The following is a 22,000-nucleotide window of genomic DNA, read 5'->3' as shown; positions in this document are numbered from 1 at the left end:
TTCACGTGGGGCAATAGCGCGGCCACAGCCTCGTTGAGTTCTGGTATCTGCTCCTGCCCGTTGTCCACCAGTTTCGCCATGGCCCACAGCAGGTTGGCGATATGCTGAGGAATAAATTGGCCTTTCTGTGCGTTCATGTGGGGTAACAGCGCGGCCACGGCCTCTTGGAACTCCGGTGTCCGCTCCTGCCCGTTGTCCAGCAGTTTCGCCATGGCCCACAGAAGGTTGGCAATTTCCTGTGGTTTAAAGTTAGCTTTCTGTGCATTCACGTGGAGCAACAGCGCGGCCACGGCCTCGTTGAGCTCTGGTGTTTGCTTCTGCCCGTTGTCCACCAGTTTCGCCATGGCCCACAGCAGGCTGGCGATTTCCTGTGGCTTAAAGTTAGCTTTCTTTGCATTCACGAGGGGCAACAGCGCGGCCACGGCCTCGTTGAACTCTGGTGTCCGCTCCTGGCCGTTGTCCACCAGTTTCGCCATGGCCCACAGCAGGTTGGCGATTCCCTGTGGTTTAAAGTTAGCTTTCTGTGCGTTCAAGTGGGGCAACAGCGAGGCCAGGGCCTCGTTGAACTCTGGTGTCCGCTCCTGCCCTTTGTCCACCAGTTTCGCCATGGCCCACAGCAGGCTGGTAATTTCCTGTGGTTTAAAGTTAGCTTTCTGTGCGTTTAAGTGGGGCAACAGCGAGGCCAGAGCCTCGTTGAGCCCTGGTGTCCGCTCCTGCCCGTTGTCCACCAGTTTCGCCATGGCCCACAGCAGGTTGGCGATAGCCTGTGGTTTAAAGTTAGCTGTCTGTGCGTTAACGTGGGGCAACGCTACAGCCACGGCCTCTTTGAGCCCTGGTGTCCGATTCTGCCCATTGTCCACCAGTTTCGCCATGGCCCACAGCAGGTTGGCGATACCCTGGGCATTAAATTGGTCTTTCTGTGCGTTCACGCGGGGCAACAGCGCGGCCACGGCCTCTTTGAACTCTGGTGTCTGCTCCTGTCCGTTGTCCACCAGTTTGGCCATGGCCCACAGCAAGTTGGCAATATGCTGAGGAATAAATTGGTCTTTCTTTACTTTCACGTAGGGTAACAGCGCGGCCACGGCCTCTTTGAACCCTGGTGTCTGCTCCAGCCCATGGTCCACCAGTTTCGCCATGGCCCACAGCAAGTTGGCGATACCCTGGGCATTAAATTGGTATTTCTGTGCGTTCACGTGGGGTAACAGCGCGGCCACGGCCTCTTTAAACCCTGGTGTCTGCTCTTGTCCGTTGTCCACCAGTTTCGCCATGGCCCACAGCAAGTTGGCGATACCCTGGGCATTAAATTGGTATCTCTGTGGGTTCACGTGGGGTAACAGCGCGGCCACGGCCTCGTTGAGCCCTGGTGTTTGCTCCTGCCCGTTGTTCACCAGTTTCGCCATGGCCCACAGCAGGTTGACAATACCCTGGGCATGAAATTGGTCTTTCTGTGCGTTCACGTGGGGTAACAGCGCGGCCAGGGCCTCGTTGAGCCCTGGTGTCCGCTCCTGCCCGTTGTCCACCAGTTTCGCCATGGCCCACAGCAGGTTGGCAATACCCTGGGCATGAAATTGGTCTTTCTGTGCGTTCACGTTGGGCAACAGCGCGGCCACGGCCTCTTTGAACTCTGGTGTTCGCTCCTGCCCGTTGTCCACCAGTTTCGCCATGGCCCACAGCAGGTTGGCGATTTCCTGGGCACCAATATCCCTGGCTTCAGGTTTTTGGTTGCACTTGAAAATTATTGCATCAAAAAGCGTTGACAATAAGGTAGCCTGAGTAAGCTTAACACGCTCATCCACGGGTTTATGAAGGGTAAAAACACCCGCTGAAGTCAATGAATGAAGTGTTGTCGTCAGGCTTCGCCAATTCCAGCTCCGTGTTGCTGTATAATTTTGCAGCAAACGTATCAGCTGGCTTTGTTCATCCCGATTTAAAGGTCTTTTAGAAGCTGACGAGTATTTTTTAATTGAACTGGCGTATTGACCGTGATTTCTCCCATCATAGCGATGACCGAAACGATCGGATTTACTTACCAGATCAGCCATTATTTCCTGTTTGATGAGGGCATTAAAATCTTGAGCAGGGTTTACCAAGCGACACTGTAGATGTTGAGAAGAGCGTGCACCAGAAGAATGGTAAAATTCATTACGCCCCGGGGGAGTGCGGGGGGGATTATCCAATTGTCTGACTGTGGCATGTCTATATCGCCCACGCCTTGAAGAAGCGGCATGGTCATCCGGTCGGTTGTAAACATTATTTGATCTTGCGCATTTACCACTGACACCACCAGAACTTCTATCCATAATTATATTTCATTAATTCATGAAAATATAAAAAGCAGACTACTGTGCGGTTCAGAAGTTCATTTTTCTGAAATGTTTATCAGTCACCCTGGCAAAGATCCTGCCACTGTGTATAAGCAGATGTCGAATCAGCGTTCTTTTCTTTTTTTCCTGGGCCTGGGACCAAGCGGGTCTGGCAAAAGATCATATTCTTTTTCCAGGTATTCTTGCAGCTGATTCCGGTGATACTCCTTCGCCCGATTCATAAGGGGAATGTAGTCACCACGGGTTTGGATGTAACCGCCCTCCTGAAGCAATTCCTTAACCAGTTTCATGCTTCCGCCCATGGCAGCTGCCGAGATGAGGGTTTCATGCTTTGTGCTGTTTTTTTCAAAGGTTGCCCCTGCACGGCGCAAGTCATTGACCAACTCGTAGTGACCGGCCGAGGCCGCTGCCCAGATCGGGGTAAGGCTGCCGACACTGTTGGCATTCACATCCGCACCCAGTTCGAGAAAGTACTTGACCAGCTCGCGGTCACCGGCCTGGGCCGCAGCACGAATCGGGGTCCCATAGCCGGTACTGTTGGCGTTCAGATCCGCCCCCTGTTCGAGCAAGTACTTAACCAGATCATGGTCACCAGCTCGGGCCGCAACCCAGATCGGAGTCTCGTAGCCTGAACTGAATGCATTGACGTTAGCACCCTTTGCAATCAGAAAACGCACAATATCACGGTGGCCTTTTTTGGCTGCAATCCAGATCGGGGTCTTACGGCCTGCTTTGCAGCCGTCAATATCAGCACCGTTATCAACCAATAATGTCACTATATCGAGGTGCTTCGAACTGGCCGCCAGGTACAGGGGAATGTTAAAGCTTTTCATAGAGCCGTTGACGTTTGCACCTTGTTCAATAAAGTACTTCACTACGTCAATGTGCCCCCCAACGATGGCTTCATCGATCGGGGTGTCACAGTTTATGCAGATATCTTCACTGACGCCTGCCTGATGCAGGTAACTTACAACTTCAACATGGCCATGTCTGGCTGCTTCCATGATCGGTGATGAAAAAAGCTTGTCGGTCCTTGCCCCTTTCTCATGGAGGTAGCGCACCAGCCCAAGATGACCCTCCCCGGCTGCTGCTGCAATGGGACATTTATCCCTCCTCCAGTTCATATTGATATCCGCGCCCTGATCAAGCAATGCTTCCACGGCATCCTTGTTGCCAGCTCGGGCCGCCTCAGTCAGTTGCTTGCTCAGCTTTTTCTGTTGCTCGCTCAACGCTTTGGAGGTGGTCAGGGCGGACGACATCATGGGCTTGACAATTTTTTCCGGTACGATCATCTTTCTTGTTTTTTTACCCGTTGCGGGCTGGCTGGAATGTTCAACCGGGAGTGGTGTTTCGCGTTTTGCTGCCGTTTTTTTGCGTTTGTTTTTTTTGTCATTGGCTTGAGCAGGTGCCGGAGATGAAGAGCTGGCAGCAGTAGTGTGTTCACCTCTGATATTCATGGTCTTGAAACCTCTGTTTGTATTTACTTACACAAGACAATCAAATTTTGTTTTTTATCCCGGTCAAGCAAAAAAAAGCCTGTCGCTCGGCAGATCCCAAGGATTTATTGAAGAGTGATCTTTGTTAAGACATAGCTCAGGGAGGTAACCCCAATCATAAACCTTGAATCCCTTTAAAAGAAAGAACCAAACCAGTTTCGGCTTCCCTGGTTTTTGCGTCAAGCAGAAAGACCCCAGCTTTCATTTTGCCTTACTTCTTGAAGACCAGGCTACATAGGGTTTACCGGGTTCGTAATATTTACCTTTTTCCCAAACTCCATCCCATACCTTATAGACCTTGGGCAGCTGGTATTTCATTTCCTCATAACTACTGAACAACTTCAGAAAACGTTCCAGTTCCTCTGTCTTGTAAGTGCGCAAAAGATGGGCTATAGATCTTCCACTTTCAACGGATTCAGCGATGTGCTCTGGTAATGGTTTGTCAGGATGGACTGACAGATGCTCAGGAAAGTAAGCCAGTGTCGCTTGATCATCCAAATATTGCAGTGCCTGATAGAGATGTCCTGTTTCCAGTCCTCTCTTGGATTGAGAAAGTATTCGGGACAACTCAGAAGCAGCAAGACTGAGTTCATTTGCCGATACCCTGAAGTCCACTTTGGTTTTTTTGCCAATATGACTTAGCTCATCCGGTGACAATCCCATGGTAAGACCAATCAAATACCAGTTGTGGCTCAATGGCAAACACCTCAAAAAATCCAGCGTCAGCGGTTTCGAACCGGTCATCTCCGGGTCTGTGCCATCATTGTGCACATCCTGCCAGAAGAGCGGTTTGAGGACGGGAGGCTTTTCAGGACTGGAGACGCAAAACCAGGGATAACGTTTTATTTTTCCAGCGATCAAATCCTCTAATCTCTCAACACAGTTGCTGGACTTAACAGCTTGCGACGAAGCATACGCAACATGTTCCGAAGTAAGTTGGGGCAGACAACGGAATGCTGCATGCAGTAATTTTGTGATATACAGGTAGCCGGGTTCTTTTTTACAAATTCTATAGAGAATTTTCTGGATTATGTGCAGCGGCAACCCAAGTGCACGACCGAAAGATTCAGCATCCACTCCTATGATTCCAAGATCATAGGCATAATGGTGAATCTGATTTCTCAAACTCAAACTGTGTTGTTCAGAAAGATTAAAACGAGGTGGAAACCCTTCCAGTGATTCAATTAACTGGTGTGCAGTATTGATGGCCATAATTTCAGGGTTGCTCAATATTTTTACCAGCTCATTTACGGTCATTCGCCCCTCTTTGGTATCCAGAATTTTTTTCAGTAGCAGGGGGGTTGACAGACACTTGTCAACCATAATGGAGCCTTCCTGCAAATCCTGATCCTGCATCAGTTCCAGGTATCCAGCCGAATAGGCAACGGTTGCAGTCGGGACAGAGCGGAGGTAATCATCGCCAATGAAGATTTTGTGCAACTTGAAAAAATCCAGTTCATGATTCAGTGCAGCATTGTCGTCAACAGCCCGGACACCGGCAGGCCATTCACTGCAGAACTGTTTTTGATCAACCGCAATACCAAAGGAGTCACAGTGCCGTGCAACCAGATCAGGCCTTGAGATCCCCCCCAGCATGGTCAGCAATTCACCATGGGGGATGGTTAGTTTTTCCCGGGCCTGTCCATGCTGCTGTGAATACCAGGATAAATAATCAAATGTTTTTGTTGAGTGCTCATATTTGTGTCGTACATTTTTTTTGTTGATCTCCGCTATCGGTAAGCCCAGATATATAGCAAATAGAAGCTGATGATAGGGTGTTAGTTCCTGCTTGATTTGCGGCGGCAACTGCGACCAGGAAACAAGATCATCAAGGTGTGGTTCAGGTAATGTGGCAGGTTCAGAAGTGGGTTTTACACTCCTTGCCAATATTGCCATATCTATTACGGTCGATGCCGACTCCGGTGTCATATCTATATCTATCACAGTTGATGCCAACTCCGGGGCTATATCTGTTACGGTTGATCCCGACACCGGGGCTGGGTGGGTAGCTTCGGCAAGAGTGACCGGCTTTCCGTTAAAAACAAACTCAGGATCTTTAGTGGTTACATCCTTTTTTGGTTGATGAACTTGTGCGAGACAGCCGGGCTTATCAAGTTGGGGAGGCCGTTGATTATTGGTTAAATTGATCATCTTTCAGCTCCTCTGATAATAATGTTTTAACGTTGCTTTGCTCTGCCCCGGCTAATGGATGGACAGATAAAGACTGATGCAATCAGCAGGCATGAAAACTGGTGGGCAATTGAAGTCTAATAACCAGAACCAGCTGAACAAGCATGAATTAAGACAAAAAAAGTGACAAACCGTTCATTAATTGCTCACAGCTCCGGACTGGAAGGTCTCCCTTATCCGGCTCTTCCTATCCAACCGCTGACACACAGCCCGGTCTTTCCCTGGTGATAATCCCTGCCAGCCAAAATATCTCTGCTACGCTTCTCTTGTCTTCCCATGGTCATCCACCATTAGCCAGGAGATCTGATGAATACTGCTATTTCGCCAGCCCCAGCAGTCCCTTTCGTTTTAAATAATTCCTGCCCCCTGTGCCAGCAGACATTTGCTGATCAACAAGAAATCACCGTTGCCACTTGTCAGCATCGATATCATGAACAGTGCATCACTCCCTGGCTGAACAACTCTAAAGGGATTGCCCAGCGCAGTGTCGATGTTGTGCAGCAGGTACCTCGCCATGGCAGTACAGCTGAACCACTGCTTGACCAGGCCTCTGTTCTCGATGAAGCCCTGCCCCTGCAATACTGTCGTTCCGGGGATATGGAGGCGTTGTCTGGCTGGCTGGGGCGGGAGCCCATGCTGGCCCGCCAGAGATTTTACTCAGCATTTTACGGCGGCCATGTCACGCTGCTGCACATTGCTGCCCAGACGGGCAATGAGGCGTGTGTACAGATGCTTGTTAACCATAATTCTAATGTCAATGCCGTCTCCTCTGTCGGCATGACACCCCTGCACTTTGCCGCGGGATTTGGCCACGAGCCGTGTGTCAAAACATTGATCACCAATGGTGCCAATATGAATATCCGGGACAGTATGGGCAGAAGCCCCCTGCACAGTGCTGCCCTGCATGGTCAAGTGACGTGTGTGGAGCGTTTTCTTGAATTCAGGGCGGCTGGCAATGAAATTGACCTGTTTGACACTACCCCCCTGCATCTCGCGGCCATGATGGGGCATGATGCCTGTGTGGCAGCCATACTCTTCACCGGGCGCAGAGAGAAGCACGGTGAGAGGAGTGAGAGGAGTTGGGTGAAGTATGAAGAGAATATAGATGCCACCTGTGATCACCATCATACAGCGCTGCACCTTGCCGTTCTTAATGGTCATGGCAAGTGTGCACAAATCCTGCTCGATCATGGTGCCAATGTGAACGCCATTTTGGACAAGGGCAAGACACTCTTGCATGTTCTCACCCGCAGTGGCCACATCGATTTCTTGCAAGTGCTCCTTGATCAAGGGCTGGATGTCAATGCCAAAGACAACAATGGGCAAACAGCCCTGCACATTGCCGCCCTTAGTGGCGGTGTGAACTTTATGGAACTGTTACTCAATCGCAATGTCAGCCTGCTTGACGCCAGGGACAACGAGGGCTCCACTCCCCTGCACCTGGCAGCCCTGGCGGGCAAGGCCCGGTGCGTGGAATTACTGCTGAACCGGCAGGCAAACGTCAACTGCCGAAACGACAGGAACCTGTCACCCCTGAGCAACGCTGCCCATCAAGGGTATCCAGAGTGTATAAAACTTTTACTGGCTCATGGTGCCGGGTTTATTGAAGCCAGCACCATCCTTGGCTGGTCGCCTTTGCACAGTGCCGCTGACCATGGGCATGTTGAATGTGTGGAGCTTTTGCTTGGTGCCGGGCACAACGTCAATGCGGTCAACCGTGACGGTATAACCGCTCTGCACAGGGCCACCCAGACTCCCCAGCGGAATTCCGTGGACATCCTGATCAGGCATGGTGCCAATATCCATGCCCTCACAGAGGGCCACAATACCCCCCTCCATAATACGACCCTGTTCGACAGCGTGGAGTATCTGCAGACCTTGATCAGGCTGGGGGCTGATATCAATGCCAGGACTCTTTATGGCTTGACGCCTCTGCATATTGCTGCCCGGGAAGGGAGTGTGAAGTGTATGAAAGTCTTGCTTGAGCATCAGGCGCTGATCATAAGCTCCCAACGCGGTGGGGGATGGACGCCCCAGCATTTTGCCAGCAAACATGGTCACAGCGAATGCCTTCGGTTGCTGTTGATGGACAAAAGGGCGAGCATTAATCCAAAGGATAAGATGGGCCATACCCCCCTGCACATCGCTGCCCAGTTTGGCAGGATTTCCTGTATGACTGTGCTGTTGAATCACAAAGACTCGGTGTATATCAATGCCAAGAGTAATAAGAAATCGAGCCCCTTGCATATAGCCGCACAGTTGGGCCAGTTGGAAAGTGTCGAGCTTCTTTTGGCTTACAAAGCGGATATCAACTTCAAGAATAAACGTGGCCAGACTCCCCTGCACCTGGCCACCATAGGCGATCAGAGGCAGTGTGTGCAGGTTCTGGTCGACAACAATGCCGATATCAGTACCCTGGATGACAACAACTACTCACCCGTATGCCACGCTGTCCGCCGTGGTTATACCGCATGCATGGAGCTGTTGCTTGATGCGATGGAAAAGACTGGAATTTCCCTCAGTCAGTTGCGGGGAGGGCTATCTCTTTTGCATATCGCTGCCCAGTGTGGCCAGATCGACTGTGCCCAGATCCTGGTTAACAAAGGGATAGATGTTAATAACAGGTCGGCTGCTGGCTTTACGCCCCTGCACATGGCCATAAAGAAAGACAAGGTAGAAAGTGCACAATTCCTGCTCCGTAACGGGGCAAATATCCATGCGACCACCAGCACAGACGAGACGGTGCTGCATGTTGCGGTTAAGAGAAATGCCGTTGGGTCTTTGCCCGTCCTGATCGATAGCGGCGCTGATATCCATGCCAGGGATTGCCATGGCCAGACACCCCTTGAGCTGGCCAGGAAGAAACAACGTGAGCAGCTGATATTGATGCTTGAGAAGGCAGAACACTCCCTGGGCCGAAATCCTGACCATGATGAAGGGCAATTGTCGTGCATTGCTGATTGCTCGCGCTCCCGGGAATCCGTTGTGGATGAAGCGCTTTCAGGCCATTCCCAACCACAAGGCCATCAGCCGGGTGACTTCTGTCAGTTCTTGTTGACTGAGTGAGCCGATGGTTTTGCCGATTCTGTCTGCTTTTATAGTGGTGATTTTATCAATCATCACTTGAGAGGTTTTGTTGAGCCCGTTTTCTTTACTTTCAAACAGGGTGTAGCGGAATAGGGGCACATCCCTCAACTCTCCTGTGATTGGCAAAAGAGTGACCGAAGGGTGTTCTGGAAACAGGTTGGATTGGATGATTAAGGCTGGCCTGGGTTTGCCATAGTCTCCCTTGATTGAGACGGTAACGATGTCGCCGCGCTTCACGCCCAGCCCTCATCGTCGCTGGTTTGTTCAATCCAGTCCATGGTGTCGCGTTCCAGTTTATCGGACTTGAGCATGGCAGATTGTCGCTGACACTCCAGACCGAAGCCCTTGATCCGTGTATCAGGAACCCAGATCTGTAAAGGGCGCAAACCAGCCTGACGCAGTGTTTCTCTGTGACTTTCTACACGTTCCCGGGTGGTTTTGGGCTGGTTAGTATTGGTAGACATAACGCCTCCGTGGCTAAGTTTTCATCATGGTGATTATGTTACATGTAACGTAGCAGGCAGGGCATTAATGTCAAGTTACTGAAAAAGACGAACCACGGAAACATCCGGATCACGGCTGGCACCTGCATCCCTCAGAGCCTGGAGGTACTCGCCCCACATCGCGTCTTTGTTATGACACAGCTCATGGAGGTAACCCCAGTCATAAATCCCACTGTTATGCCCATCATCAAACACCAGCTTGATGGCGTATTGGCCAACCATTTCCACGCCGGTGATGGCCACATTCAGTTTACCGGTTTGCAAAACAGGGTTGCCATGACCACGAACCTCGGCAGATGGGCTTAATACCCGGAGAAACTCCGCTTCCAGCTGGAACGTGTCATGACCAAACTGAATCTCCAGGGTTTTGGAGCGCTTATGCAGTTTAATGGCGGAAGGAATTGGGGTAGTCATTTCGGGCGGGGGTTCCACTCATAGAAAAGAGTAAGAGAGTGAAAGGAGTGACCAATTGACCACTCCCTATCAAACATCAGAGGATATAACGACTCAGGTCTTCATCCTGAACCAGTTCACCCAGGTGTTTATCAACATAAGCCGCATCAATCTTCAGTGGCGCGCCATCCTGGGCAGAGGCCAGATCTGCAGCACCAAAGGAAACCTCTTCCAGCAGACGCTCCATCACTGTATGGAGACGGCGGGCACCGATATTCTCAGTACGCTCATTCACCTGCCAGGAAACCTCCGCCAGGCGGCGAATGGCATCGTCGGCAAACTCGATATTGAGAGACTCTGTGGCCATCAGCGCCTGGTATTGTTCCGTCAGAGACGCATCAGGCTCGGTCAGAATACGCATAAAGTCTTCAGAAGAGAGCGCTTTCAGTTCAACACGGATGGGCAGACGTCCCTGTAGCTCTGGAATCAGATCGGAAGGCTTGGCCAGGTGGAACGCACCGGAGGCAATAAACAGAATGTGATCCGTCTTCACCATGCCGTACTTGGTAGAAACGGTACAACCTTCGATTAATGGCAGCAGGTCACGCTGAACACCTTCACGGGAGACATCGGCGTTGGAAGCCCCTGAGCGCTTGGCCACCTTATCAATTTCGTCAATAAAGACGATACCGTTCTGTTCAACAGCTTCAACCGCCTTGGTCTTGAGCTCGTCTTCATTAACCAGCTTGGCTGCTTCCTCTTCCTGAACCAGACGCATGGCATCCTTGACTTTCAGCTTCCGCTTTTTGGATTTGCCGGTATTCAGGTTTGAGAACATGTTCTGCAGCTGGCTGGTCATCTCTTCCATGCCAGGAGGTGCCATGATTTCAACACCCATGGCCGCTTCACGAACATCAATCTCAATCTCTTTATCGTCCAGATCACCTTCACGGAGTTTTTTGCGGAACACCTGACGGGTTGAGTTGTCCTGGGGCTGAGACTCTTCACCAAAAGAACGGGGAGGCGGCAGCAGGGCATCCAGAATGCGCTCTTCAGCGGCATCCAGCGCACGGTGGCGAACGCGCTCCATCTCCATCTCACGGAGCATTTTGATGGCAGCATCCATCAGGTCACGGACAATGGACTCGACATCGCGGCCCACATAACCCACTTCGGTAAACTTGGTGGCTTCCACCTTGATAAATGGCGCATTGGCCAGTTTGGCCAGACGACGTGCAATCTCGGTTTTACCAACCCCGGTGGGGCCGATCATCAAAATATTTTTCGGGCTGATCTCGTTACGCAGATCTTCATTCAACTGCATTCTGCGCCAGCGGTTTCGAAGGGCAATGGCTACAGCGCGTTTGGCCTCGTCCTGGCCAATAATATGTTTGTCCAGCTCATGGACAATTTCACGGGGTGTCATATCTGACATATCAGAAACTCGTTAGATCGCTATTGTTTCAAGCTGCAGGAAGCTCTTCGATGACTTGGTTTGAGTTGGTGTAGACACAGATATCTGCGGCGATACCCAAACTCTTTTCAACGATATCCCGGGCACCCATTTCCGTGTTGTGAAACAGTGCCTTGGCAGCTGCCTGGGCATAAAAACCACCGGAACCGATGGCCAGGATGCCATCTTCCGTCTCCATGACATCGCCATTACCAGTGATGATCAGGGAGGCAGTGGCATCAGCAACAATCAGCATGGCTTCCAGACGTTGCAGGGCCCGCTCGGTTCGCCACTCTTTGGCCAGTTCAACCGCTGATTTGGTCAGTCGTCCCTGGTGTTTTTCCAACTGGGCTTCAAAACGCTCAAACAGGGTAAAGGCATCAGCGGTACCACCGGCAAACCCGGCAATCACTTTACCTTTATGCAGTCGGCGTACTTTGTGGGCGTTGCCCTTGATTACGGCATCACCCAGCGAAACCTGGCCATCACCACCGATCACGACACTGCCGCCACGACGTACCGACAGAATAGTTGTGCCACGATACTGTTCCAAGGCTCGCTCCTTAATAAAAACGGATAACAGGGCCTTATATGGGGCAGGTAAATAAATTATCAAGAGGGGCGGAAGAGAAAACCCGCCCGTAATTGCGCTTTTTTCTATTTCAGCTGTAACAGAAGACTATCAATGTTTTTTCTGGCCAGCACTTCCTGGGCATTGTGCAGTGAGGCCCGGTCGGTAAATGGTCCCAGCTGCACCCGGTGCCAGGTTTCCCCTGTGCCGACACTGACTTTCTCGACTTTGGGAGTCAAACCTTCCAGCAGCAATTGCGCCCTGAGTCGCTCGGCATCCTTGTCGCTGCGGAAGGAACCGGCCTGCAGAAGATACTTTTTAGCGCTGGCTGCCGGTTTCTGATCCGGCTTACTATCTGGTTTTTTGGCAGAGACTGGTTCCGGTTTCAGTTCCGGCTCCGCAATTGATACCGTCACTTCCGACTCGGGAAGCAGGGTATAAAAATCAAACACCGGCTGATTATCTTTTTTCTGTTCATCCCCGGACGATGACTTGACCTGCCCGGCTACGCTGCGCACATCTTTGGCAGAGGGCGTCAGCCCTGCCAGAAAAGCAGCAAACACACCAATAACCAGACCTGCCAGCAGCCAGGCCCAGTTGGGCAGAGACACACCGGCGGATTTACCGGCATTGGTCGATTTACTGGCTCCCCGCCTGCTATTGTTTGATCTGGATGTCATATCTCTCAACTTATCTATGTCAGGTCTGTGTTTGCCCGGCTGTTTATGAACACAACCGGATAAAGATACCATTATCTCCAGCCTTACTGATATAAGTTCAAGCACGGCTATTGCTTCTATTGAGACAAATGGCCTTTTTCGATAGCATTCCCGCCATTTAAATTCCAGCGAGTTTTAACCAAGGACTCATGCATGAATATTCTCAAGCTGCTTGAAGACAAGGTCATCAAAGCGCTTATTGCAGCGGGTGCTCCGGAGGAGACCCCGGCCATGGTTCGCCCCGGCGCACGGGCGAACTTTGGTGATTACCAGTGCAACGCCGTGATGGCTGCGGCCAAAAAAATGGGTATGAACCCACGGGAACTGGCACAAAAAGTGATCGACAATCTGGACCTTGATGGCATTGCCAGCAAGGTTGACATTGCCGGACCCGGTTTCATCAACATTCATCTCGCCCCCCAATGGCTGGCCAGCGGCCTTCAGTCTGCCGTCCACGATCCCCGGGCTGGTGTTGCCGAGACCGACAACAGGCAAACCGTGGTGGTTGATTACTCAGCGCCGAACGTTGCCAAAGAGATGCATGTGGGCCACTTGCGCTCCACCATTATCGGTGACTCAACCGCCAGAACCCTTGAGTTTCTCGGACACAAGGTGATCCGCCAGAACCACCTGGGGGACTGGGGTACGCAATTCGGCATGCTGATCGCCCACCTGGAAGAACTTGAGAAAGAGAACCAGGAAGCCATGAGCATGGAGCTTTCTGACCTGGAAACGTTCTACCGCGAAGCCAAGAAGCATTTTGATGACAACCCGGACTTCGCCACCCGCGCCAGAAGCTATGTGGTCCGCCTGCAGGCCGGCGACGAGCACTGCCTGAAGCTGTGGAAAAAACTGGTGGATACCACCCTGTCACACAACCAGGATACCTACGACCGCCTGAATGTCTCACTGACCACTGCTGATGTGATGGGGGAAAGCGCCTATAACGACAGCCTGCCCGTCATCATCAAGCTGCTGGATGAACAAGGACTGTTGAGCGAAGACAATGGTGCCAGGGTTGTCTTTCTGGATGAGTTCAAAAACAAGGATGGCGACCCAATGGGCGTCATCGTCGAGAAGTCCGGTGGTGGTTTCCTCTACACCACCACCGACCTGGCGGCGATCCGTCACCGCTGCCATACCCTGAACGCCGATCGCGTTCTCTATTACGTGGATGCACGCCAGGGACAGCATTTCGACCAGGTATTCACCATTGCCCGCAAGGCAGGCTTTGCTTCTGACCACGTTTCACTTGAGCACCACCCCTTTGGCATGATGCTGGGTAAAGATGGCAAACCCTTCAAAACCCGTGCCGGCACCACCATCAAGCTGGCAGACCTTCTGGACGAGGCGGAAGAACGCGCAGCAGCCCTGATTGCCAGTAAATCCGGCGACCTTTCAGAAGAACAGAAGGTAAATGTGATCCGCTCTGTGGCCATTGGCTCGGTAAAATATGCGGACCTTTCCAAAAACCGGACCAGCGACTATGTTTTTGACTGGGATAACATGCTGGCCTTTGAGGGCAATACGGCACCTTACCTGCTCTATGCCTACACCCGGATCATGAGCATCTTCCGCAAGGCCGGTATCAGCGAGTCTGACCTCACGGGTGATATCCTGATTGAGAACGATGCTGAACGGGAGCTGGCCCTGCTGCTGTGCCGCTTTAGTGAAACCATTGAATCCGTTGCCAGAGAAGGCCTGCCACATCAGCTGTGCGCCTATCTGTACGACATCTCCGGTGCCTTTATGAAGTTCTATGAAGCATGCCCGGTGAACAAGGAAGGCGTTTCTGAAGCCCTGCGCAACAGCCGCCTGCAGATCTGCGCCCTGACCGCCAGAACCCTGAAGCTGGGTCTTGGCCTGCTGGGCATTGAAACCGTCGAGCAGATGTAATAATACCCGCCTGACACCCAATGTCAGGCCCTCTATCGCCTTATTTGCAATTATTTTGCCCAATTAGCCAACATTGGCGGAACTTTTCCGAAACCTCATAGTCTAGAACAATAGTTCAAAAGAATTTTTAATAAGGAGGTTAACCATGATTGGTTCTGCCATACCAAACGGAATAGCCCGATTAACCAAGGGGTTTATCAGTTATTCCGAGCCTGTGTCTCGACCTTTAGCCATGTACATAGCTGGACGTATTGGCGGAGGTATAACTGTACAGTTTGGCCCCAGGGCTGTTAAAGCTGTTGTCGACTATACAGTTACTGGCTATTTTGCAAAGCAGCTTTGCTGTCTAACAGCAAATGCGTTTTTTGGCCCATACTATTACCCTGCCGGCCAGGTGCTATTTTCCGGCCTTGCAGCAGTAAGCCCGGGGCCTGTAGCGATTGCCGATAAAATTACTCCATACTTCTACCATCAGCGTTATCTGGCCGAGCTTGACAAAAGCGACTTTGACCCGACGCGATTGGAAGCTGAAGATGTGGAACTTGAAGGAGTGAAAGAGGGCTATGTGAATTACACCTACGAGCCCCTCCCTGTTGATGAGTCAACTTACTGTTTCTTCAACAAGGAAGATGCTGAAGGCATGCCACCCCTGCTTCCCCTCAATGGCAAGCCTGAGTTTGAAATGGAGGTATTCAAAACGGTCGAAACAGATGCTTCCGGGGATGATAATGCTGCACTGTAGCCAAAAAACATGGATCATCAGCCTGTTACCGGGCTTGATGATCCATTCTGTTTTTCAGTATTTGACGCTAAGACTCCAGCAGAAACGTCACCGGCCCATCATTGAGCAGGGAAATTTTCATATCTGCACCAAAGCGGCCGGTGGCAACATTGTGATGCAGAGCTTCAGCCCGCTCAACAAAGTAGTGATATAGCTTTTCTCCCTGCTCAGGAGAGGCACCGGCGCTGAAACCCGGGCGCAATCCCTTACGGGTATCCGCAACCAGGGTGAACTGGGAAACAATAAGCAGGCCGCCCCCCACATCGCGCAAACCAAGGTTCATCCTGCCATGATCATCACTGAAAATTCGATATTTCAACACTTTTTCCAGCAGTTTATCCGCCAGAGCCAGGTCATCCCCTTTTTCGACACCCAGCAACAGAAGAATGCCGGAACCGATTTCTCCGACCGTTTCCCCATCCACCACCACGCTGGCATGACTGACCCGCTGAATCAAACCTTTCATCGATACATCTCGAGTTGTTTTTCCAATACGCCCTGCTTTTATGGAGCCAATCTTCGGGCAAAATCATCCGTTGCCCTGACCAGTGCATCCACAATGCCCGGTTCACAGGAGGCATGACCGGCATCCCGGATAATCTGCAAATCTGCCTGCGCCCAGTGATCCGCAAGCGCCTGGGCATTATCCAGCGGACAGATCATGTCATAACGCCCATGCACGATCACGCCGGGAATGGCTGATATCAGATTCATCTTCTCTATAATCTGATTCGGGTTAATGAAGGACTTATGTTTAAAGTAATGACACTCTATCCGCGAAAGGGATAAGGCCAGATGGGGATCGGCAAAATGATCCACCAGTTCATGGTTGGGTCGCAGGGTTGCCGTATTGCCCTCCCACAAAGACCAGTGCTTGGCAGCATTCATTCTGGCCAGTTCATCCTCGCCAAACAGCCGCTGATAGTAAGCTTCCAGAAGATCGCCTCGTTCACCTTCCGGTATCAGCTCCAGGAAGTGGGCCCAGTGATCCGGAAATACTCTGCTGGCTCCCTCTTTATAAAGCCAGTCAAGATCCTGTTGCCGGGAAAGAAAAACTCCCCTGAGAACCAATCCTGACACACGCTTCGGGTGCGCCTGGGCATAGAGCAACGAAAGTGTTGAGCCCCAGGAGCCACCAAATACCAGCCATCGCTCAACCTCCAGGTTTTCGCGAATCAGCTCCATATCTGCAATCAGCGCAGTGGTATTGTTGTGCTCCAGTTCAGCATGGGGTCTGGAGCGGCCACTACCCCTCTGATCAAAAAGAATAATCCGATACTTTTCCGGATCAAAAAAACGGCGATCCTGCTCTGTGCAACCGGCACCCGGTCCACCATGCACGAAAAGAACCGGTATCCCATCCTGAGAACCACACTCTTCAATGTATATCTCATGAATATCATCAACTTGCAGGTGCCGGGTAGCGTAGGGTTTGATGGCAGGATACAGGGTGCGCATGGAAAATCCTTTCAGGAAAACACCAGAACAATGCCTAACCTTAACCTTAAACGGTTATTGCGGCAAAGGGCACGTCGTCACTTTTAAAAACATAATTTGAACTAATTCGGCGACAGCCTGTCTGAGACTTAGAATATAAATATCCTCTACTGATAACACCACGCCATTCAGCTACGTACACCGACCTCTCAGGAGAGGGTAATAAAACAGCAACAGCCCGAAGAATATGAAATACCAACCTGGAAAAGTAATTAAAACAATTGTGGTCTTTTTGATCATCTTAATGGCAATACCCGCCAGAGCATCCCGGTACTTCTCTGATGATGATCAAATAATGATTCAGCAATGGGTAGCCAGGACGGGCTTTAAGATTTACTCGACCAATCCTGAAACCCAACAGAATGATCGCTGGCAATATACCCTGACGGCTTTACAAGCCCTGCATACCTGTCGACCCGAACAATTTTATCTATATCTTTCACAACTGCTTATTTCGGCAGGCAGAACGGCGGATGATGAGCTGAATCAACTGCTTCAGCCAGCATTGGATTTAAATAAAAAAGAGAAAAACGTCTTTGAAACGTTCATCCTTGAGCAGAGCAAGGATGACCTCGCGGTTTGGTTGAGCCATCACACAGAATTGGAGAAGCATCTCGCCCGTGATGACGAGCTCTATAACAAGCTGTTTGAACTATTAACCAGAACCACCATTAACAACACCCGGGTTTGCCCGGAAGTGTTAATGCTGGAGAACTTCAAGGGGGTTAAGGAGAAGCGGCATGCTGTTTTGCAATGCATCGCCCTGTCAGCGAATCTGTATATTGTTGATATCGATATCAGCCACAACCGAATAGCCACCAGCAAAATACTGGGTCCGGGGCCCGTCAGCACCGATCTGACGTCCTCGCCAGCAGTGGTTCTGGACAATAGTGAAGACCTGTTTGCAGCCATTCCTGATCTCTACGACAACCCGCACATCAACCCGGTCATATTACTCACCTCACCGTTGGAATACGGTTTTCTGGTCTCTCACCGACTGAGCCAGCAAAGCAACAGACCCCCGATATCTCCCCTGACAACATCCGACATTGAACAAATGCGACAGCGCTACAAGGCAGATAAAAGCAAACGGGTTAAACATGAAAAGAAAAGACACTTTTTAGCGGAGGGAAAACGTAACCCTCACTTTCTGGAAGGCTGGATAGCATCACCGGGTTATACCTTTGTGGCATGCCTTGTTATTGCAGCGATTATAACTCAGCTAACGACCACGGTCCCATACCCCGGCAACCCCTGGTTAGGGCCATAAAAAAACCCCACAATAAGTGGGGTTTTGCATACAGTATTTCAGTTATTCGCCAGTATTACTTCGAACGACTTGCACGCTTACGCTCATGTTCCTTCAGGAACTTTTTGCGAATACGGATGTAGTTGGGCGTCACCTCAACCAGCTCATCATCATCAATAAACTCCAGGGCCTGCTCCAGAGAATGGCGAACCGGCGGTGTCAGAATGATATTCTCATCGGTACCTGCCGCACGAATGTTCGTCAGCTGCTTGGCTTTAGTCGGGTTTACCGTCAAATCGTTATCGCGACTGTGCAGCCCGATAATCTGGCCTTCATAGACATCGACGTTAGGGTTAATGAACAGACGGCCACGCTCCTGCAAGCTGAACAACGCATAGGCCAGCACCTTGCCATTCACCATGGAGATAAGAACCCCGTTGTTGCGCTGGCCGACTTCCCCACCCTTGACTTCGCCGTAGTGATCGAAGATGGAGGTCAGGATACCGCTACCTGAAGTCATGGTCAGGAACTGGGAACGGAAACCGATCAGACCACGGGCCGGCATAATGAAGTCAAGACGCACGCGGCCTTTACCATCCGGCACCATATCTTTCAGTTCAGCACGACGCTGGCCAAGCTCTTCCATAACCGGCCCCTGGTGCTGTTCTTCAATGTCCACCACTACGTGCTCAAAGGGTTCCTGCTTAACGCCGTCAATTTCCTTTACCACCACCTGTGGACGGGAAACCGCCAGCTCAAACCCTTCCCGGCGCATGGTTTCAATCAGAACGGACAAATGAAGCTCGCCACGGCCGGACACCTTGAACTTATCCGCATCATCGCCCTGCTCAACACGCAACGCTACGTTTGAGATCAGTTCGCGATCAAGACGCTCACGGATATTACGGGAGGTAACGAATTTGCCATCCTGACCAGCAAACGGAGAGTCATTCACCTGGAAGGTCATGCTGACTGTTGGCTCATCAACCGTCAGCGGCGGCAGCATTTCCGGACGCTCAGGGTCACAGATCGTGTCAGAAATGTTCAGCTTATCAATACCGGTAATGCAGACAATATCACCGGCACGGGCTTCCGCCACTTCAACACGCTCCAGCCCCAGATGCCCCATGACCTGCTGCACTTTGGCCTTACGCTGCTTGTTGTCACGATCCACCAGCACAATCTGCTGACCAGGCTTCAGTACACCACGGGTAATACGGCCAATACCGATAACTCCGACGTAGCTGTTGTAATCCAGGGCACTGATCTGCATCTGTAAAGGACCGTCAACATTGACCGGTGGTGCAGGCACACGCTCAGTAATCATCTCAAACAGCGGCGTCATATCATCAGCCAGGTTGTCCGGGTCATCACCGGCAACACCGTTCAGTGCGGAGGCGTAAATCACCGGGAAGTCCAGCTGCTCATCCGTAGCGCCCAGACGATCAAACAGATCAAACACCTGATCCATAACCCAGTCAGGGCGAGCGCCCGGACGATCAACCTTGTTGATCACCACAATCGGGCTCAGGCCCTGCTCAAAGGCCTTCTGGGTCACAAAGCGGGTCTGTGGCATCGGACCATCAACGGCATCCACCAGCAGCAGAACCGAGTCAACCATGGAGAGCACCCGCTCAACTTCACCACCGAAGTCAGCGTGTCCCGGGGTATCAACGATATTGATATGGAAATCTTGCCACTCAATCGCGGTGTTCTTGGCCAGGATGGTAATGCCACGCTCTTTTTCCTGGTCATTGGAGTCCATGATACGCTCAGCGCCCTGGTCCTTACGACCCAGAGTACCTGACTGCTGCAGCAGCTTATCCACCAGCGTAGTCTTGCCATGGTCTACGTGGGCGATAATGGCAACGTTTCTTAACTTATTAATTTCCAAAACTTATTCCGCCTTTCGAAATCTTTGAATTTTTTTCGTACACATATTTGTACACACTTTTAAATCTGTCTGCTGCAGGAGGCTGAGCAACTAAAATGGCGGCAATCCTACCACTCCGCCATTCATACGCAAGTTTTATACACCCTTATATCTGCCCGCCTTACCGGCATTTAAGTGCACGGGCATACGTATATGACCAGATATAACCGGGTTACCACGTTGACATTGCGAAGGAAACCAGCCGAAGGGATTTGTTAACGCTCAAAGCCATAAAGTCGTTGATCGTGAGATGCCTGATCCGTTTCCTATACTTCAGGAGATACCCAACAGCGCACATGGATGAAGCCAATGAGTAAGGTCGATGAGAGCACCCCGAGTCAGCCAGCCATCCCACCAAACAACAACAATCCGAAGAAAACTCAAAACACCAGTGCAGGCCGAATTTCTCAAATAGCAGATGCCAAGATGGAGCCAACAATTAGCGAAGCTGATCATGCATTACCCCATAAGTGGACAGATTTTGGTCTGGAGAAACGCCAAATCACCCTATCTTCGTCCCATAAGATCACTGACCTCAAACAGAGTAAACAAGAGAAGGATCAGCTTATAATTCTCGAGGAGAAAATTCAGACCGCAACTAAAAATCTGACCGACACGACCCATAATAGTCCAGAGCAGTGTCAGCAAATCAAGGCCCTCATCAACGCCTATATGGATGAACTCGAGATGCTGGACGATCCACCCTGCACGACCCGGCAACTGGCTTTGTTTCGAGACTACCTGAAAGAGCAATTGGTTCTCATGCCCAATGTCTACAAAGGTATTCTCCTCTCCAGCCCAAATACCAACAAGCGCTTTCTCAGTGAAATGGCGACCAAAATCAACGATAAGATTATTGCTACTATACAGGCTCCAGACCATATTTTTGAGGATCTGGCCATACCGGCTGAGATTGAAAGGAAGGTGCGAATCCCCAGTGACAGTTGCCATGAAAGCGATATGCTCGCCATGAAAGCCGATTTAGATAAACAAGGTCTACTTGTCATCCCCAACCAGATCGGTGTCGATTTGATCAGAAACACTGTACGTATTCACAACAACGATGGAGTCAACTTTGACAATAGTGCTCTATGCGCTGAATACCGCCACAAGATGGCTCATTCTGAGACGGATGCCGCCAAAGACGTTCGTCAGGCGTTAGAAGGCGAGATTATCAGTAGCCTTGATGGGCTACCGATCGAAACACAGATGCAGATACTCAGCCACATCAACCAGACCGAGCTTAATCATATGCTCTACTGCCTCCAGGGTACTCTGTTTGAGATGATGCCCGATTGGGGTCTGCTAACCCAACAAAACCCAGAGCTGGCTATCGATGTGATACGTAACGACAACAGCACTGACATCACCTACCGCATGAACGCTATTCCAACCCTTGTGGGAGGGGCAGGAGCTACTGATGGTGAGCCGCTTAAATATGATAGTCAATCTCGCATCTCGCTCAGTCGTACTGCCACTATCGATAATGATGGCCATGTAGATTATGGAAAAATTGAGGTGCAGCTCTATCTCCATAAGGTGAGAGAGGAAGCCAGTGTCAGGCCTTGAATCTTGAATATGTTCAAAAAGGGAAACCAGCAAAAAGAAAGACCCTGGCTTTCCCACTCAAGGGTCATTGCATAGCGGTTGGTTCAGGTGTCACTACAGTCTCGCTCTGGGTGGGAACGAGGAAAAAGCAGCTTCAGCAATAGAACAAATATGAATCACACAAGCCTTTGAAGCAGGCCGTTGAACTTCCCCGCCAGGCTTTCGCAGGGCTGAACATAAACCTATCAGCAGCCCCCAGCAGGCAAACGCTCCAACCATGACCGCTAATGGGCAACTAAACCGGGAAACGCTTCGCAATCTCTTCCGGAAACTTCTCTGCGCTTGCCCTGCAAAGCGGGG

Annotated in this window: 17 protein-coding genes; 5 read left to right on the top strand and 12 right to left on the bottom strand. The window is 50.9% G+C overall.

What is annotated here, in order from left to right:
- The 3 genes from J7438_RS02115 to J7438_RS02105 form a co-directional block, all read right to left on the bottom strand.
- Positions 1–2,300: DUF1601 domain-containing protein (locus J7438_RS02115; protein WP_209275236.1), on the bottom strand; the 2,300-nt coding region annotated here is incomplete at its 3' end.
- Positions 2,301–2,428: 128 nt separating this feature from the next.
- A complete protein-coding gene (locus J7438_RS02110; RefSeq protein WP_209275235.1) occupies positions 2,429–3,781 on the bottom strand; it encodes an ankyrin repeat domain-containing protein in 1,353 nt (450 codons plus the stop codon).
- Positions 3,782–4,021: 240 nt separating this feature from the next.
- Positions 4,022–5,971: a hypothetical protein gene (locus J7438_RS02105; RefSeq protein WP_209275234.1), complete on the bottom strand. Its 1,950-nt coding sequence runs from the start codon at positions 5,969–5,971 to the stop codon at positions 4,022–4,024.
- Positions 5,972–6,316: 345 nt separating this feature from the next.
- Here J7438_RS02105 and J7438_RS02100 point away from each other — a divergent pair, with 345 nt between their 5' ends.
- Entirely contained in the window at positions 6,317–9,076 is a 2,760-nt protein-coding gene (locus J7438_RS02100) for an ankyrin repeat domain-containing protein (protein ID WP_209275233.1), read from the top strand.
- Here J7438_RS02100 and J7438_RS02095 read toward each other — a convergent pair.
- The 6 genes from J7438_RS02095 to J7438_RS02070 all read right to left on the bottom strand — a co-directional run bounded on the left by J7438_RS02095 (position 9,011) and on the right by J7438_RS02070 (position 12,697).
- Positions 9,011–9,334, bottom strand: a complete 324-nt coding sequence (locus J7438_RS02095) for a type II toxin-antitoxin system PemK/MazF family toxin (RefSeq protein ID WP_209275232.1) — start codon at positions 9,332–9,334, stop codon at positions 9,011–9,013. The genes J7438_RS02100 and J7438_RS02095 overlap by 66 nt on opposite strands.
- Positions 9,331–9,561: an antitoxin MazE family protein gene (locus J7438_RS02090; RefSeq protein ID WP_209275231.1), complete on the bottom strand. Its 231-nt coding sequence runs from the start codon at positions 9,559–9,561 to the stop codon at positions 9,331–9,333. Before J7438_RS02090 ends, J7438_RS02095 begins: the two co-directional genes overlap by 4 nt.
- A 75-nt stretch (positions 9,562–9,636) precedes the next feature.
- On the bottom strand, positions 9,637–10,014 hold the full coding sequence (locus J7438_RS02085) for a gamma-butyrobetaine hydroxylase family protein (protein WP_209275230.1): 378 nt from the start codon (positions 10,012–10,014) through the stop codon (positions 9,637–9,639).
- 76 nt (positions 10,015–10,090) lie between these two features.
- A complete protein-coding gene (gene hslU, locus J7438_RS02080) occupies positions 10,091–11,428 on the bottom strand; it encodes an ATP-dependent protease ATPase subunit HslU (RefSeq protein WP_209201825.1) in 1,338 nt (445 codons plus the stop codon).
- Between the two features lie 28 nt (positions 11,429–11,456).
- Entirely contained in the window at positions 11,457–11,999 is a 543-nt protein-coding gene (gene hslV, locus J7438_RS02075) for an ATP-dependent protease subunit HslV (protein ID WP_101749044.1), read from the bottom strand.
- 104 nt (positions 12,000–12,103) lie between these two features.
- A complete protein-coding gene (locus J7438_RS02070; RefSeq protein ID WP_209275229.1) occupies positions 12,104–12,697 on the bottom strand; it encodes an SPOR domain-containing protein in 594 nt (197 codons plus the stop codon).
- Positions 12,698–12,889: 192 nt separating this feature from the next.
- Here J7438_RS02070 and argS point away from each other — a divergent pair, with 192 nt between their 5' ends.
- Both argS and J7438_RS02060 read left to right on the top strand, forming a co-directional pair.
- Positions 12,890–14,632: an arginine--tRNA ligase gene (argS, locus tag J7438_RS02065; protein ID WP_209275228.1), complete on the top strand. Its 1,743-nt coding sequence runs from the start codon at positions 12,890–12,892 to the stop codon at positions 14,630–14,632.
- 145 nt (positions 14,633–14,777) lie between these two features.
- On the top strand, positions 14,778–15,374 hold the full coding sequence (locus J7438_RS02060) for a hypothetical protein (protein WP_209275227.1): 597 nt from the start codon (positions 14,778–14,780) through the stop codon (positions 15,372–15,374).
- A 67-nt stretch (positions 15,375–15,441) separates the two neighbouring features.
- Here J7438_RS02060 and dtd read toward each other — a convergent pair whose 3' ends face one another.
- The gene (gene dtd / locus J7438_RS02055) at positions 15,442–15,879 is read right to left on the bottom strand and encodes a D-aminoacyl-tRNA deacylase (protein ID WP_209275226.1); all 438 of its coding nucleotides are present in this window, start codon (positions 15,877–15,879) and stop codon (positions 15,442–15,444) included.
- Between the two features lie 38 nt (positions 15,880–15,917).
- Complete coding sequence (gene pip, locus J7438_RS02050; RefSeq protein ID WP_209275225.1) at positions 15,918–16,871, bottom strand: prolyl aminopeptidase; 954 nt, start codon at positions 16,869–16,871, stop codon at positions 15,918–15,920.
- A gap of 226 nt (positions 16,872–17,097) precedes the next feature.
- Between pip and J7438_RS02045 the strand changes: the two genes are divergently transcribed.
- A complete protein-coding gene (locus J7438_RS02045; RefSeq protein ID WP_209275224.1) occupies positions 17,098–18,180 on the top strand; it encodes a hypothetical protein in 1,083 nt (360 codons plus the stop codon).
- Positions 18,181–18,235: 55 nt separating this feature from the next.
- Here the strand turns inward: J7438_RS02045 and typA are convergent, their stop codons facing one another.
- Complete coding sequence (typA, locus tag J7438_RS02040) at positions 18,236–20,053, bottom strand: translational GTPase TypA (RefSeq protein WP_209201818.1); 1,818 nt, start codon at positions 20,051–20,053, stop codon at positions 18,236–18,238.
- Between the two features lie 348 nt (positions 20,054–20,401).
- Here typA and J7438_RS02035 point away from each other — a divergent pair, with 348 nt between their 5' ends.
- Positions 20,402–21,661: a hypothetical protein gene (locus J7438_RS02035; protein ID WP_209275223.1), complete on the top strand. Its 1,260-nt coding sequence runs from the start codon at positions 20,402–20,404 to the stop codon at positions 21,659–21,661.
- Positions 21,662–22,000: the final 339 nt, after the last annotated feature.

The organism is Thalassotalea sp. G20_0, assembly GCF_017744175.1.
Lineage (GTDB): Bacteria > Pseudomonadota > Gammaproteobacteria > Pseudomonadales > Endozoicomonadaceae > Endozoicomonas.
Note: the sequence above shows the minus strand (reverse complement) of the source record. Positions and strands in the feature narration are given on the sequence as shown.